Raw genomic sequence first — 13,524 nt, forward strand, 5'->3', positions numbered from 1 at the left:
CTGAACATGATGGAGACCCCGCCTTGCCCGGCCACGTGCCCTCCTAGACGCGCTGCTGCCGCCGGCCGTCCGTCGATTGGTCCGACCCGCTTCATCTCTCACGTCAGAGCCTACGTCGGTCCCTTAGGGCAACCTTGGTGGAGGTCCGACGTATGGGACCTGATCGGGCCGGTGTATGCCCGGCTTTGCGGTGTTTAGTACCGCGGCCCGTAATTCAGATCACCGCAACCAGCCGGACGCATCCGCAACTCACTCCTCGGCGGGGCGGGCGACCGGCTCCGGGGTGGCGGCTCCCGTACGGCGGCGCAGCGAGGTGGTCGCCAGGGCCAGCGCGAGCACCACCAGCAGGCCGGAGACGCCGATGAGGGCCACCGCCGTCCCGTGCATCGAGGTGGCGCCGTCGTCGGCGGCCGGTGCGGCGGCGGCCACCACGCCCTGCGAACCGGTCGGGGCGGGCGTCACGACCGCCGGGGTGGCCACCGCGGCCGCGGCGGTGATCCGGAAGCTCATCTGCACCTGCCGGTCGCGCCCGCTGCGCGGGTCCAGCCGCCCGACGGCGGCGCCGGCCAGCGGGGCCCGGCGCTGGGCCTCCGCCGAGGCGGTCACCGGCAGGCGCAGGTCGACGGTCCGGCCGGCGGGGACGGTGCCCAGCTCGCACCGGGTCCGGTCGGGGCCCGCCGCGGCGCAGCCGGCCGGCGGATCGGTGACCGTCACCCCCGCGGGGAGGACCACGTCGACCCGGCCGGAGGCGTCGACCTTGCCGGTGTTGCCGAGGCGTACGCCCAGGGTGCTCGGCGCGCCGCTGATGTCGAAGAGCACCTCGTCGGCGCGGAGCGAGATGCCGGGCACCGGCGGCCCGGGCGGGAAGAGGACGGCGAAGCCCTCGTCGTCGCCGGCCGTGCCGGCCACCCCGGGCGCGGTGGCGGTGACCTGGACCGACCCGCTCAGCGGCATGGACCGCCAGGCCGTGCCGGCGACCCGGACGCGGATGGCGGCGCGGAACCGGTCCCCCGGGGCGGTGGCCCACCCGCCGCAGCGGTGGCTGCCGCCGCCGGCCGAGGCGCAGCCCGGGGTGCCGGCGTCGGTGAGCCCGGGCGGCAGGGTGTAGCCGAGGCGGATCAGCTCCGGCCGGCCACCGGTGTTGGTCACCGTCACCCGCAGCGTGGTCACCGTGCTGTCCGCGTTCCAGTAGGCGGGGGTCAGCACGACGTCGTCGGTGGTGACCCGCACGCCGAGCGGGCTGCCCGCCGGCTGGCCCGGCGGGGGCGGGGCGACAACGGGCGGCGGCCCGGCCGGCGGGGGCGGCGGCGTGGTGGTGGGCGCCGTGGTGGTGGGCGCCGGTTCCGGGGCCGTGGTCGTCGGCGCCGGCGGGGTGCTGGTCGGTGCCGCCGGCGTGGTCGGCGGCACCTCCTCCGTCGGTGGCGGGCTGGTGGGCGCCGGCTCCGTCGTCGTGGGGGTCACGGTGGGCGTGGCCTCGGTCGGATCGCCGGGCTCGCCGCCCGGCTCTCCCGGGTCGCCCGGATCGGCCGCCCGGACCGCGGCGGTCACGGTCGGCGAGGTCGCCGCCCAGGCCGGCCCCACCGCGACGGCCGCCACGATCCCGGCGAGCAGCGCGGGCACGAGCAGCGCGGGGGTGCCTCTGAGCGCGGCGCGCCGAGCAGGCCGTACGCGGGGGCGGGGCATCTGTCCTCCGTGACGCTCAGTGAGCTCTCATTATTTGGCAACAGTTGCCTTGGTGCACTAGTACCGCGAGGAAACAAATCCGTAACGGGTTCGAGGCGGCCCGACGGCCCGCCCGGTAGGCTCCCGACCGTGACCGGTTACCTCGGCTCGTACGCCACGCTCGGTCTCCTGCTCCTTGCCGCCGTGCTCTTCTTCGTTACGGCGTTCTCGGCCAATCGGGTGTTACGTCCTGGCCGTCCGGCTGATCCGTGGGGCAAGCGGGCCACCTATGAGTGCGGTCTCGACCCCGTCGGCGGCGACTGGGCGCAGATGCAGATCCGCTACTACGTCTACGCCTACCTGTACGTGCTCTTCGCCGTGGAGGCGGTCTTCCTCTTCCCCTGGGCGCTGGTCTTCGACCGGCCCGGGTTCGGCGTGACCACCGTGGTGGAGATGGGCGTCTTCGTCGCCGTGGTGGCGCTCGGCATCCTCTACGCCTGGCGCCGGAACATCCTCCGCTGGACCTGACCCCGGTCAGGCCAGCCCGCGCCGGGTCAGGGCCGGTGGCCGGTCCCCTCGGATCGACGCCACCATGTCCAGCACCCGGCGGGTCTCGCGGACCTGGTGGGCGCGGAACACCCGGGCGCCGAGCCAGGCCGAGACGGCGGTGGCCGCCAGGGTGCCCTCCAGCCGGTCGGGCACCGGCAGGTCCAGCGTCTCGCCGATGAAGTCCTTGTTCGACAGGGCCACCAGCAGCGGCCAGCCGGTGGCCGCCAGCTCGCCGAGCCGCCGGGTGATCTCCAACGAGTGCCGGGTGTTCTTGCCGAAGTCGTGCGCCGGGTCGATCAGGATCCCGTCCCGCCGTACGCCGAGGCCCGCCGCCCGCTCGGCCAGGCCGGTGACCGTCCCGACCACGTCGGCCACCACGTCGTCGAAGGCGGCCCGGTGCGGCCGGGTCCGCGGGGCGAGCCCACCGGCGTGCGAGCAGACCAGCCCGGCGCCGGTCGCCGCGGCGACCCGGGCCAGCGCGGGATCCGCCCCCGACCAGGTGTCGTTGAGCAGGTCGGCGCCGGCCGCCACCGCCTCCACGGCGACCTCGGCGCGCCAGGTGTCGATCGAGATGACCACGTCCGGGAAGGCGGCCCGGACCGCGGCGATGGTGTCCACCGTGCGGCGGATCTCCTCGGAGACGTCGACCTCGTCACCCGGCCCGGCCTTCACCCCGCCGATGTCGATGATCTCCGCGCCCTCGGTCACCGCCCGCTCGACGGCGCGCAGCGCGCTGTCCTGGGCGAAGGTGGCGCCCCGGTCGAAGAACGAGTCCGGCGTGCGGTTGACGATCGCCATCACGACGAGGTCGCCGGGGGAGAAGGTCCGCCCGCCGAGCCGCAGCGCCCCGGTCATGCCCGCCTCCTCGCCGATCTTCCACTGGTCGCTCCCGACGCTATCCGGTCCCGCCCGGCCCGGGCCGCGCGGCGTCACCGTCCCCTCCCGCGCGCAGGAGCCGGGCGCCGGCGATTCCGATCGGAGGCGGCGGAGGGCTCGCCCGATCCCCGCCCGCATGCCACGATCTCCCCATGGGTGAGGTTCTGCTCCTCTTGGTCGTCGCGCTGACCGTGGCGGCGGTGGTGTTCGGGGTGACGGTGCTGGTCTCCGGGCGGGATCCGGGCCTGGCGCCCGCCGAGCCGGACGGCCGGGCCGTGCCCCTGCCGGGCAGCCGCCCGCTGGACGAGTCGGACGTCGCCGAGGTGCGCTTCGACACCGCGCTGCGCGGCTACCGGATGGCGCAGGTCGACGCGGCGATGCGCCGGGCCGCCTACGACATCGGCTACAAGACCGAGCTGATCGGCGTCCTGGAGGCCGAGAACGCCGCCCTCCGCGAGGGCCGGACCGAGGAGGCCGACGCGCTGCGCCGGGCCCGCGCGGAGGCCGCCGCGACCGGTTCCGAGGCCGAGGCCCCCACCCCGCCGCCGGCCGCCGCGGGCGCCGAGCCGGTCTCCGCCGAGGCCGGCGTGGCGGAGGCCCCGGCCGCCGCCGCCGTCGAGGACGTGGCCACGCTGCCGTCCGCCGCCCCCGTGCCGGCCACCGGTGGGCCGGCCCCCGTCGCGCCGGTGGCGACCCCGGTGGCGACCCCGCCCGAGGTCGGCCTCCGGCCGCCCGCCGACCCCACCGCCACCCCGACCGACCGCGACCCCGCCGCGGAGGCCACCCGCGACGCCGCCCCGGCCGCCGAGGCCACCCACGGCAACGGCCTGACCGCCGAGGCCGGCACCGACTCCGACCGGGAGCGCGGGCCCGTCGTCCGCTCGGAGTCCGCGTGACCGGCGCGGGCGGTGGCGCCGGCTTCGCCGAGGCGGCGCAGCCCGGGGCCGCCGAGGTCACCGCGTCGGTGATCGTCGAAGCGCCGGCCGAGCGCGTCTTCGCGGCGCTGACCTCCTGGGAGCGGCAGTCCGACTGGATTCCGCTCACCACGGTCCGGGTCGTCGAGGGGGACGGCGGCGAGGGGAGCCTGGTCGAGGCGGTCACGACGCTCGGCCCGGCCGTGCTCCGCGACGAGATGCGGGTGGTCCGGGTGGACGCGCCGTACGAGGTCGGTGTGGTGCACTGCGGCAAGCTGCTCCGCGGGCCCGGTGTGCTGCGCTGCACCCCCATGGAACGGGACCGGACCCAGGTGGTCTGGCACGAGTGGTTCCACCTGCCGGGCGGGCCGGCCGGCCGGGTGGCCTGGCCGGTGCTCTGGCCCGGCTCGAAGTTCAGCCTGACCCAGGCGTTGAAGAAGTTCGCCCGGCTGGTCGAGCAGGGCCGGCTGCCCTGACTGTCGCCGCCCGCTGTCGGTGGGCTGGCCTACCGTGTACGGCGTGACTGACCTGGTGACCGGCGCCGACGGACTGCCCCGCTGCGCCTGGGGGGCGAGCACCCCGGACTACGCCGTCTACCACGACGAGGAGTGGGGCCGGCCGCTGCGCGGCGACGACGCGCTCTACGAGCGGCTGACTCTGGAGGCGTTCCAGTCCGGCCTGTCCTGGCTGACCATCCTGCGCAAGCGGCCCGCGTTCCGGCTCGCCTTCGACGAGTTCCGCATCGACAAGGTCGCCGGCTACGGCGAGGCCGACGTGGCCCGCCTGCTGGCCGACGCGGGGATCGTCCGCAACCGGGCCAAGGTCGAGGCGGCCATCGCCAACGCCCGGGCGGCCCTGGCGCTGCCCGACGGCCTCTCGGCGCTGCTCTGGTCCTACGCGCCGCCGCCGCGGGCGGCCCGGCCGCGGTCGTTCGCCGAGGTGCCGGCGCTGACCCCGGAGTCGACCGCGATGGCCAAGGCGCTCAAGAAGAGCGGCTTCCGCTTCGTGGGCCCGACCACGGCCTACGCGCTGATGCAGGCCACCGGCATGGTCGACGACCACCTCGCCGGCTGCCACGCGGCCCGCGGCCGTCCGGAGGCCTGACCCGGCGGCGGACGCGGCGGGACCGGGCCCGCTCCGGCGTGATGGGATTGGGACATGACCGACACCGAGCCGCGGACGAGCGGGACGATCGAGGGCGGCGCGGCCCCGGGTGCCTGGGCGGTGCTGCTGCCCGCCGAGCGCTACGAGGCCGAGCGGCTGGTGCACCACGACACGCTGGAGCTGACCGGGCTCGATCAGGCCGCGGGGCCCCGGCCCGGCGACCCGGTGGCGGTGCTGGTCGACGAACCGCTGCGGCTGGTGGCGCTCGGCCGGGTCGCACCGGCCACGGCGGAGACCCGGGAGGACCCGGACGACCCGCAGTCCGAGGCCGGTCCCGGGGTGCTCGTGGTCACGTACACCCGGCGGGTGCTGGACGAGCCGGTGCCGGTCGGCGGCCTGGCCCCCGGCGGGCCGGTCACCGGGCTCGACCCGGGCCGTTTCCGTGAGTTGGCCGACCGGATCGGCCCGCCGCCGGCCCGCCGCTCCTGGCTGGTCAGCCTCGACCTGCCGATCGAGGCGGCCTCGCCCGCCGAGGCGGTCCGGCTCTTCTGGGCCTACGTGCAGGAGCTGGGCCCGCGCGAGCTGCCCGCCTTCGTCTCGCCGGCCGGTGACGAGCTGGCCATGCAGGCGTTCGTGCTCGGCGCCGAGGCCAACCAGGATCCCGAGGAGGACGACTGACCCGCGCCGGTCAGCGGCCCTCGAAGACCGGCTTCTGCTTGTTCACGAAGGCCATGGTGGCGGCCCGGTGGTCGGCGGTGGCGCCGCAGATCGCCTGGGCCTGAGCCTCGGCGGCCAGCGCGTCGGCCAGGGTGCCGGCGTCGGCGATGGAGAGCTGCCGCTTGATGGCCCCGTACGCGACGGTCGGGCCGGCGGCGAGCCGGGCGGCCAGCTCCTGCGCGGCCGGGAGCACCTGCTCGTCGTCGTCCACGAGCCGGGTGAGCAGGCCCAGCCGGCAGGCGTCCTCGGCGCCCACCGGCTCGGCGAGCATCAGCAGCTCGACGGCCTTGGCGTGGCCGACCAGCCGGGGCAGCGTCCAGGAGGCGCCGGTGTCGGCGGCCAGCCCGACGCCGGCGAAGGCCATCAGGAACCGGGTCTTGGGGCCGCCGACGCGGAAGTCGGCGAGGAACGCCAGCGAGGCGCCGGCCCCGGCGGCCATGCCCCGGACCGCGGCGATCACCGGCTTGGGCAGGTTGGCCAGCCGGGCGGCGATCGGGTTGTAGTGGGCCCGCACGGTGCCCAGCGGGTCGGCGTCGGCGGACTCCAGCGTCTGCACGTGCTCCCGCAGGTCCTGCCCGGCGCTGAACGAGCCGCCCGCGCCGGCCAGCACGACCGCCCGGCAGGACCGGTCGGCCTCCAGCTCGGCCAGGGTGTCCCGCAGCGCCTCCTTGAGCGCCACGTCGAGCGAGTTCATCGCCGTCGGGCGGTTCAAGGTCAGGGTGACGACGGCGTCGGTGCGGTCGACGAGCAGGGGCTCGGTCACGTCTCTAACGACCCTTCTGTCGGGCGAGGCGGTTGCTGGCGTCGAGGCACTGCTCGACGTACCGGTCGGCGGCCGGCCGGAGCCGGGCCGCGTGCCGGTCGAAGAAACTGGCGGCGCTGCTGCCCGGCCAGCGCTCGGGAAGCAGCGCGGGCGGTAGCTGCGGGTCCCGGAACAGGAAGGTACGCCACGCGTGCACGAGCCGGAACCGGGCCGCGTACGCCTCCTCGTCGCTGCTGCGCACGGTGACCCCGGTGAGCAACGGCTTCTGCTCGGCGACGAACCGCTCGTACGCGCGGCCGATCTCGGCCAGGTCCCAGGCGCGGCGGACCACCCCCATGGCGCCGGGGGTGCCGGAGGCGTGCGCGGCGGTGAACCGCTCGAAACGCACCCCGGCCTCGGCGAGCAGGACGTCGACGTCCTCGCCCGGCCGGGTCGCCACCCAGGTGCAGTCGTCCAGCGTGCCGTAGCCGAGGAAGGTGAGGTTGGCGGCGAGCCGCTGCCGGTCCCGGCGGGACGCGGGCGCGTCCAGCACCAGGAGGTCGAACCGTCCGTCCCAGGCGTGCCGCCCCGTGCGGTAGATCCGGGCGCCCGCCTCGTCCAGTCTTCGGGCCGCCTTCGGTGTGATCGAATATCCGGGCCCGGAGGCGAGCCGGAGCGGTTCGAGCCAGCCCTGACGGACCATCCGGGAGACCGCGGTGCGGACCGCCGGCGGGGCGATCCCGAGCGGTGCCAGCAGCTTGACCAGGGCGGCGACCGGTGCGCGGCCACCCCTCGCCCGGAGGTGGTCGCCGTACAGGTCGAAGAGTGCCGACCGTGCCTGCATGACCGCACATTGTGACAGGCCTATCCAAGATAAGCTAGATGCTGTTACATCAATGCTGCTTCGGTTTGGGTCCGGCGGTGTTCATCAGGGAAAATCGTTGGTCGACGCCCCCGCGACGGTTGCGGGTGGTCATGACGAAGTGGCTGTGGGGCAACCCACCGACCCTGGTGTAGGTCTGAGGGGAGACAACATGGCGGCGATGAAGCCGCGGACGGGCGACGGTCCGCTGGAGGTCACCAAGGAGGGCCGGGGCATCGTCATGCGGGTCCCGCTGGAGGGTGGTGGCCGGCTCGTCGTCGAGATGACTCCCGACGAGGCCACCGCGCTGGGTGACGCGCTGAAGGCGGCTGCCGGCTGATGCGGGGAGCGGTTCGCGCGACGTCCGTCGTGCGAACGGTTCGCCCTACCCTGAGCCACCGGCAGAGCCGGTGGCTCAGGGCCTTCCTCGCCCGGTGAGCGGCAAAGTGTCCCGCTTCGAGCAGTTTCGGAGGTACGGTCCAGCGTGCTGGCCATTCGTCTGGTGAGCGGGCCCACGCGGCCCGACACCCTTGTCCTGCCCGTTCGTCCCGAAGGGCCGGACGCGCCGGCCGCGCTGGTTCCCACCGCCGTCCCGCCCGGCGACGACGTCCGGGCCGAGGCGGCGGCGCTGCTTCCCGCCGCCCGGCTCACCGGCGCCGCCGGTGAGGTGCGGGAGCAGCTGCGTCCCGGCGGCACCCCGGCCCGGCTCTGGCTGCTCGGCGTCGGCGACGGCGACGAGCGCGGCTGGCGGGTCGCCGGCGCGGCGCTCGCCCGGGCCGCCAAGGATGAGACGCACATCACCATCATGCTGCCGGACGAGGCCACCGACGCGCTGCGCGGCCTGGCCGAGGGGCTGCTGCTCGGCTCCTACCGCTACCGGCTCACCCAGGCCGGCGGCACGCCCGCGCTGGCCGAGGTGGACCTCGTGGTCGGCGACCCGGAGGCGCTCGCGCCGACCCTGGCCGCAGCCCGGACCACCGCCGAGATGACCCGCCTGGCCCGGGACCTGACCAACACCCCCTCCTCCACCAAGAACCCGGAGTGGTTCGCCGCCCAGGTGGCCTCCGCCGCGTCCGGCCGCGCCGACCTGCACCTGCGGGTGCGCGGGCCGGAGGAACTGGACGCCGAGGGTTTCGGCGGCATCCTGGCCGTCGGCGGCGGCTCGGCCAGCGGCCCCCGCCTGGTCGAGCTGGACTGGCGGCCGGCCGGCGCGCGTACCCACGTGGTGCTGGTGGGCAAGGGGATCACCTTCGACACCGGCGGCATCTCGATCAAGCCGGTGCCGGCCATGAAGCTCATGCGCAAGGACATGGCCGGGGCCGCCGCGGTGGTCGCCGCCACCCTGGGCGCCGCCGCGCTGGACCTGCCGGTGCGGGTCACCACGCTGGCCCCGCTCGCCGAGAACATGGTCAGCGGCTCGGCGTTCCGCCCCGGCGACATCGTCCGCCACTACGGGGGCCTGACCAGCGAGAGCACCAACTCCGACGCCGAGGGCCGGCTGGTCCTCGCCGACGCCATGGCGTACGCCGTCCGTGAGCTGAAGCCCGACCTGATGGTCGACCTAGCCACCCTGACCGGGGCGAACGCGGTGGCGCTGGGCAAGCGGCACGCCGCCCTCTACAGCGAGAACGACGAACTCGCCGCCGACCTGCTGGGCGCGATCGCGGCGGCCGGCGAGCGGGCCTGGCGGATGCCGCTCGCCGACGACTACGTCGAGTACCTGGGCAGCGACATCGCCGACCTGCACAGCTCACCGAGCCGGGGCGCCGGCTCGGTGGTGGCCGCGCTCTTCCTCCGCGAGTTCACCGGCGACCTGCGCGACCGCTGGGTGCACATGGACATGTCCGCGCCCTCCTGGTCGGACGACGTGCACGGCGAGCTGGTCAAGGGCGCCACCGGCTGGGGCGTCCGCGGGTTGCTGCGCTGGCTGGCCACGCTGGGCTGACCGGGCGCGGTGGTCAGCCCTTCACGGCGGCGAGCAGGCCGTGCCCGACGGGCAGGAGCGCCGGCACCCAGTGCTCCGACTCGCGGATCGCCTTGATCGTCTCCCGCACGGTGACGGTCTCCATGTCGCGGGCGGCCGGGTCACCGATCCGGCCCCCGGCCAGGGCTCCGTTGAGCGCGAGCACCCCGCCGGGGCGCAGCAGCCGCAGGGCGGCGTCCACGCAGGCGGCGAAGCCGGTCGCCTCGGCGTCGACGAAGACCAGGTCGTAGGCGCCGTCCGCGAGCCGTGGCAGCACGTCGAGGGCGCGGCCGGTGATGATCCGGGTACGCCCCGACGCGAAACCCGCCTCCTGGAACAGCCGCCGGGCGATGCGCTGGTGCTCGACCTCCACGTCGATGGTGGTGAGCACCCCGTCGGGGCGCATGCCGCGGAGCAGCCAGACACCGCTCACCCCGGTGCCGGTGCCGATCTCCACCACCGCCCGGGCGTTCCCGGCGGCGGCGAGCAGGCGCAGCGCGGCCCCGGCGCCCGGCGTCACCGCGTCCACGCCCACCTCGTGGGCGAGGGCGCGGGCCGTCCGCAGCACGAGATCCTCGGTGACGTACGACTCGGCGAACTGGAGCACCTGGGCGGTCGAGTTGCCGGAGCCGGCGACCGTGGCGATGGGACACCTCCGGGCGGACTGGTGCGAGGGGTCGGTTGGCACTGAGAGCCTAGAGGCGCGCCTCGACACGCGCAGCCGCGAGTCGGCCCTCAGACGATCACGCGCGGCAACCCCTGACTCCGCTCGGGGCATCCGTGCAATCCTGGACGGAGTCCCGTGCGGCACGGCCGGCTCCGCCGACCGCCCGTCGGGGCCTGGGGGACGGACTGGGAGGCACCGACGTGACCGACGGCTGGGACTGGCGCCAGCCCGGCGGGGGCACGGCACCGGCGGGAGGGCCGCCGCCGGGGCAGCCACCGCAGGGCGCCGGGGGCGGCACCTCGCCCTGGTGGTCCGACGCGCTCGCCGACCCCTGGCGCGACCCGTACGCGCCCGCTGCCGTGGTGGTCCCGGCCGCGCCGCTCCCCGGGAGCAGTGAGCCGGAGCCGGTGACCGACCCCGACGCGCCGAGGCGGCCGGGCCTGCGCCAGGTGGTGCTGGTCTCGCTGATCACGGCCCTGCTCGCCGGCTCGCTCGGCAGCGCCCTGACCTACGCGTTCCTGCGCACCGGCGGTGCGGTGCCGACGCTGGGAGCGCAGTCCGGGCAGGCCCCGGCGCTCGCCCAGCGCAAGCCCGACTCACTGGCCGGGGTCGCCGAGAAGGTGCTGCCCAGCGTGGTCACCGTCCGGGTGGCCAGCCTCGGCGGCACCAGCGAGGGCTCCGGCTTCGTGGTGAGCGCCGACGGGCACATCGTCACCAACGACCACGTGGTCGCGGGCGGGCCCGGCAAGGCCACGGTGGTCTTCAACGACGGCAGCACCGCCCCGGGCACCGTCGTCGGGCAGGATCCGGAGTCGGACATCGCGGTGATCAAGGTGACCCGCACCGGGCTGAAGCCGGTCGAGTTCGGCGACTCCGACGCGCTCGCCGTCGGCGACCCGGTGCTCGCCGTCGGCTCGCCGCTCTCCCTGGCCAACACGGTCACCGCCGGCATCGTGAGCGCCCTGGACCGCACCATGATGGCCGGCGAGCCGGGCGGGCCGACCCGCTACTACGCGGCCATCCAGACCGACGCGGCGGTCAACCACGGCAACTCCGGCGGCCCGCTGGTCGACGGCGCCGGCCGGGTGGTCGGGGTGAACTCGACGATCAAGTCCCTGGTGGCCGACGGGCAGGAGGCCGGCAACATCGGGCTCGCCTTCGCCATCCCGATCAACCAGGCGAAGCGGGTCACCGAGGACATCATCGGCACCGGCAAGGCCCGGCGTACGGTGATCGGCGCCCAGGTCGGCGGCACCGGTGTGAGCGGCGGCGGCGTACGCCTCAACAACGTCGAGCCGGCCGGTCCGGCGGCGGCGGCCGGTCTGCGTACCGGGGACGTGGTGCTCCGGCTGGACCGGCACCCGATGAACGACCCGACGGACCTGGTGGCCCTGGTCCGCAAGTACGCCCCCGGTTCGGTGGTGACGGTCGAGTACAGGCGCGGGTCCAGCCGGCAGAACGCCTCGGTGACGCTCGCCGCAGACGCCAAGTGAGGTCCCCTCACCCCCTCCCGTCCGGTCACCTGACGTGCGTAGTCTTGCCCTGACGCGCCACGAGGAGGCCGAGTGTTCGAGAACCTGAACTGGTGGGAGATCGGCGCCCTGCTGCTCCTGGCACTGTTGATCTTCGGGGACCGGCTGCCCACGGTGATCAACGACGGCCTCCGGATGGTCCGCAACCTGCGCAACATGGCGCGGAACGCCACCGGCGACCTGAGCCGCGAGCTGGGCACGGACATCCAGCTGGAGGACCTGCACCCGAAGGCGTTCATCCGGAAGCACCTGCTCAGCGAGGAGGACGAGCAGGCCCTCCGGAAGCCGCTGCAGAGCATGTACGACAACATCCGCTCGGACGTCACCGGCGTGCACGAGGACCTGAAGGACGTGGCCAAGGCGGCCGACCTGCGCACCAACGGCACCCGCCCGGCCACCGCCACCGGCGGCACGACGGCACCAGCCCCCCGCCCGTCCTACGACGACGCCACCTGACCCCACCTCCCACCCCACCCCCCCCCCGGGGGCTCCCCGCCCCAGCCCGTTGATCATGAAGTTGTTGTCCTGACACGCCGAGGCGCGTGACAACAACTTCATGATCAACGGAACCGACCCTCCGCGGCGGGGCCGGGGAGGGTCGGTGCGGGGAGGGCGGGAGGAGCGGTCAGCGACCGGTGGGCTTCAGGCCCAGGGGCTTGCCGAGCAGGGACTCGCGGCGCACCGCGAGCCGGTCGGCGACCTGGACGAGCGCCCGGGCGGCCGGGGCGTCCGGCTCGGCCAGCACGATCGGGTTGCCGGCGTCGCCGCCCTCGCGCACCCGGGTGTCCATCGGGATCTGCCCCAGCACCGGCACCTGCGCGCCGATGGTCCGGGTCAGCGACTCGGCGACGGCCTCGCCGCCACCGGCCCCGAAGACCTCCATCCGGGAGCCGTCCGGCAGCTCCAGCCAGGACATGTTCTCGATCACGCCGACCACCCGCTGGTGGGTCTGCAGCGCGATGGCGCCGGCCCGCTCGGCCACCTCGGCGGCGGCCGCCTGCGGGGTGGTGACGACCAGGATCTCGGCGTTCGGCAGGAGCTGGGCCACCGAGATCGCGATGTCACCGGTGCCCGGGGGCAGGTCGAGCAGGAGGACGTCCAGGTCGCCCCAGTAGACGTCGGCGAGGAACTGCTGCAGCGCCCGGTGCAGCATCGGGCCGCGCCAGACGACGGCCGCGTTGCCCGGGGTGAACATGCCGATCGAGATGACCTTCACGCCGTGCGACTGCGGCGGCATGATCATGTCCTCGACCCGGGTGGGCGCGCCGTCGGCGCCGAGCATCCGGGGCACCGAGTGGCCGTAGATGTCGGCGTCCACCACGCCGACCGAGAGGCCGCGGGCGGCCAGAGCGGCCGCCAGGTTGACCGTGACGCTGGACTTGCCGACGCCGCCCTTGCCGCTGGCGACCGCGTAGACGCGGGTGCGGGAGCCGGGCTGGGCGAACGGGATGACCGGCTCGGCGGTGGCCCCCCCGCCGCGCAGCTTCGACTGGAGCTCCTGGCGCTGCTCCGGGCTCATCACACCGAACTCGATCTCGACGCCGGTCACGCCGGGCACCGCCCCGACGGCGGCCGTGATGTCGCTACGCAGCTTGTCCTTCAGCGGGCAGCCGGCCACGGTGAGCAGCAGCTCGACCCGGACCACGCCGTCGTCGCCGACCTCGGCGGAACGGACCATGCCCAGCTCGGTGATCGGCCGACGGATCTCCGGGTCGTTGACGGTGGCCAGGGCCGCCTGGATCGCGTCGGAGATGGTGCTGACGGGTGCTGACATGTCCGCAATGCTACGTCGGTGGTCATCGGCGTCCGCCGCTGGCGGGGGCCGGTGTGAGCGAATCGATGGCCGCCCGAGGGGTGGACGGGCCGTGCCGAGAAGTGGGACGATCGAACCGAACGCCGCTCGCCTGGCCCCTTGAGGCGCGCGGCGTTCAATACG

15 protein-coding genes are annotated in these 13,524 nt (G+C 75.1%); 9 read left to right on the plus strand and 6 right to left on the minus strand.

The window, feature by feature from the left end:
- Positions 1–249: 249 nt before the first annotated feature.
- Positions 250–1,683 (minus strand): hypothetical protein, encoded by a 1,434-nt coding sequence (locus ABZ452_RS09160; RefSeq protein ID WP_357940588.1) that lies wholly within the window; start codon positions 1,681–1,683, stop codon positions 250–252.
- Between the two features lie 129 nt (positions 1,684–1,812).
- Here ABZ452_RS09160 and ndhC point away from each other — a divergent pair, with 129 nt between their 5' ends.
- Positions 1,813–2,190, plus strand: a complete 378-nt coding sequence (gene ndhC / locus ABZ452_RS09165) for an NADH-quinone oxidoreductase subunit A (RefSeq protein WP_154229793.1) — start codon at positions 1,813–1,815, stop codon at positions 2,188–2,190.
- Between the two features lie 6 nt (positions 2,191–2,196).
- Here ndhC and folP read toward each other — a convergent pair whose 3' ends face one another.
- A complete protein-coding gene (folP, locus tag ABZ452_RS09170; RefSeq protein WP_357940591.1) occupies positions 2,197–3,066 on the minus strand; it encodes a dihydropteroate synthase in 870 nt (289 codons plus the stop codon).
- Between the two features lie 173 nt (positions 3,067–3,239).
- Here folP and ABZ452_RS09175 point away from each other — a divergent pair, with 173 nt between their 5' ends.
- The 4 genes from ABZ452_RS09175 to ABZ452_RS09190 are packed head-to-tail and all read left to right on the plus strand — an operon-like array spanning position 3,240 to position 5,783.
- The gene (locus ABZ452_RS09175) at positions 3,240–3,983 is read left to right on the plus strand and encodes a DivIVA domain-containing protein (RefSeq protein ID WP_357940593.1); all 744 of its coding nucleotides are present in this window, start codon (positions 3,240–3,242) and stop codon (positions 3,981–3,983) included.
- Positions 3,980–4,477 (plus strand): SRPBCC family protein, encoded by a 498-nt coding sequence (locus tag ABZ452_RS09180; protein ID WP_357940595.1) that lies wholly within the window; start codon positions 3,980–3,982, stop codon positions 4,475–4,477. The genes ABZ452_RS09175 and ABZ452_RS09180 overlap by 4 nt, the downstream gene beginning before the upstream one ends.
- Positions 4,478–4,520: 43 nt before the next feature.
- A complete protein-coding gene (locus tag ABZ452_RS09185; protein WP_357940597.1) occupies positions 4,521–5,105 on the plus strand; it encodes a DNA-3-methyladenine glycosylase I in 585 nt (194 codons plus the stop codon).
- A gap of 54 nt (positions 5,106–5,159) precedes the next feature.
- Positions 5,160–5,783: a hypothetical protein gene (locus ABZ452_RS09190; protein WP_357940599.1), complete on the plus strand. Its 624-nt coding sequence runs from the start codon at positions 5,160–5,162 to the stop codon at positions 5,781–5,783.
- Between the two features lie 10 nt (positions 5,784–5,793).
- Here the strand turns inward: ABZ452_RS09190 and ABZ452_RS09195 are convergent, their stop codons facing one another.
- Positions 5,794–6,585, minus strand: coding sequence for an enoyl-CoA hydratase-related protein (locus tag ABZ452_RS09195; protein ID WP_357940601.1), 792 nt, complete (start codon positions 6,583–6,585; stop codon positions 5,794–5,796).
- 4 nt (positions 6,586–6,589) lie between these two features.
- Complete coding sequence (locus tag ABZ452_RS09200; protein ID WP_357940603.1) at positions 6,590–7,408, minus strand: PaaX family transcriptional regulator C-terminal domain-containing protein; 819 nt, start codon at positions 7,406–7,408, stop codon at positions 6,590–6,592.
- 190 nt (positions 7,409–7,598) lie between these two features.
- Between ABZ452_RS09200 and ABZ452_RS09205 the strand changes: the two genes are divergently transcribed.
- Both ABZ452_RS09205 and ABZ452_RS09210 read left to right on the plus strand, forming a co-directional pair.
- Complete coding sequence (locus tag ABZ452_RS09205) at positions 7,599–7,766, plus strand: DUF3117 domain-containing protein (RefSeq protein ID WP_013283866.1); 168 nt, start codon at positions 7,599–7,601, stop codon at positions 7,764–7,766.
- A 144-nt stretch (positions 7,767–7,910) separates the two neighbouring features.
- A complete protein-coding gene (locus ABZ452_RS09210; RefSeq protein WP_357940605.1) occupies positions 7,911–9,371 on the plus strand; it encodes a leucyl aminopeptidase family protein in 1,461 nt (486 codons plus the stop codon).
- Positions 9,372–9,384: 13 nt separating this feature from the next.
- Here the strand turns inward: ABZ452_RS09210 and ABZ452_RS09215 are convergent, their stop codons facing one another.
- A complete protein-coding gene (locus ABZ452_RS09215; RefSeq protein WP_357941059.1) occupies positions 9,385–9,996 on the minus strand; it encodes an O-methyltransferase in 612 nt (203 codons plus the stop codon).
- Between the two features lie 245 nt (positions 9,997–10,241).
- On the opposite strand from ABZ452_RS09215, the gene ABZ452_RS09220 reads away from it, so the two are divergent.
- The gene (locus ABZ452_RS09220; protein WP_357941061.1) at positions 10,242–11,549 is read left to right on the plus strand and encodes a trypsin-like peptidase domain-containing protein; all 1,308 of its coding nucleotides are present in this window, start codon (positions 10,242–10,244) and stop codon (positions 11,547–11,549) included.
- Positions 11,550–11,621: 72 nt separating this feature from the next.
- Positions 11,622–12,044 carry a preprotein translocase subunit TatB gene (locus tag ABZ452_RS09225; protein WP_357940607.1) on the plus strand — a complete coding sequence of 141 codons (423 nt, stop codon included), beginning with the start codon at positions 11,622–11,624 and terminating at the stop codon, positions 12,042–12,044.
- 169 nt (positions 12,045–12,213) lie between these two features.
- On the opposite strand, the gene ABZ452_RS09230 is transcribed toward ABZ452_RS09225, so the two are convergent.
- Positions 12,214–13,362 carry an Mrp/NBP35 family ATP-binding protein gene (locus ABZ452_RS09230; RefSeq protein WP_357940609.1) on the minus strand — a complete coding sequence of 383 codons (1,149 nt, stop codon included), beginning with the start codon at positions 13,360–13,362 and terminating at the stop codon, positions 12,214–12,216.
- Positions 13,363–13,524: the final 162 nt, after the last annotated feature.

This window comes from Micromonospora sp. NPDC005707 (genome assembly GCF_040631005.1).
In the GTDB taxonomy this organism is placed as follows: Bacteria; Actinomycetota; Actinomycetes; order Mycobacteriales; family Micromonosporaceae; genus Micromonospora.

Excerpts from the sequence above, each read along its gene's own strand:
- ABZ452_RS09205 (WP_013283866.1), top strand. The coding sequence starts at position 7,599 with ATGGCGGCGATGAAGCCGCGGACGGGCGACGGTCCGCTGGAGGTCACC.
- folP (WP_357940591.1), bottom strand. The coding sequence starts at position 3,066 with ATGACCGGGGCGCTGCGGCTCGGCGGGCGGACCTTCTCCCCCGGCGAC.
- ABZ452_RS09200 (WP_357940603.1), bottom strand. The coding sequence starts at position 7,408 with ATGCAGGCACGGTCGGCACTCTTCGACCTGTACGGCGACCACCTCCGG.
- ABZ452_RS09230 (WP_357940609.1), bottom strand. The coding sequence starts at position 13,362 with ATGTCAGCACCCGTCAGCACCATCTCCGACGCGATCCAGGCGGCCCTG.
- ABZ452_RS09160 (WP_357940588.1), bottom strand. The coding sequence starts at position 1,683 with ATGCCCCGCCCCCGCGTACGGCCTGCTCGGCGCGCCGCGCTCAGAGGC.
- ABZ452_RS09190 (WP_357940599.1), top strand. The coding sequence starts at position 5,160 with ATGACCGACACCGAGCCGCGGACGAGCGGGACGATCGAGGGCGGCGCG.
- ABZ452_RS09175 (WP_357940593.1), top strand. The coding sequence starts at position 3,240 with ATGGGTGAGGTTCTGCTCCTCTTGGTCGTCGCGCTGACCGTGGCGGCG.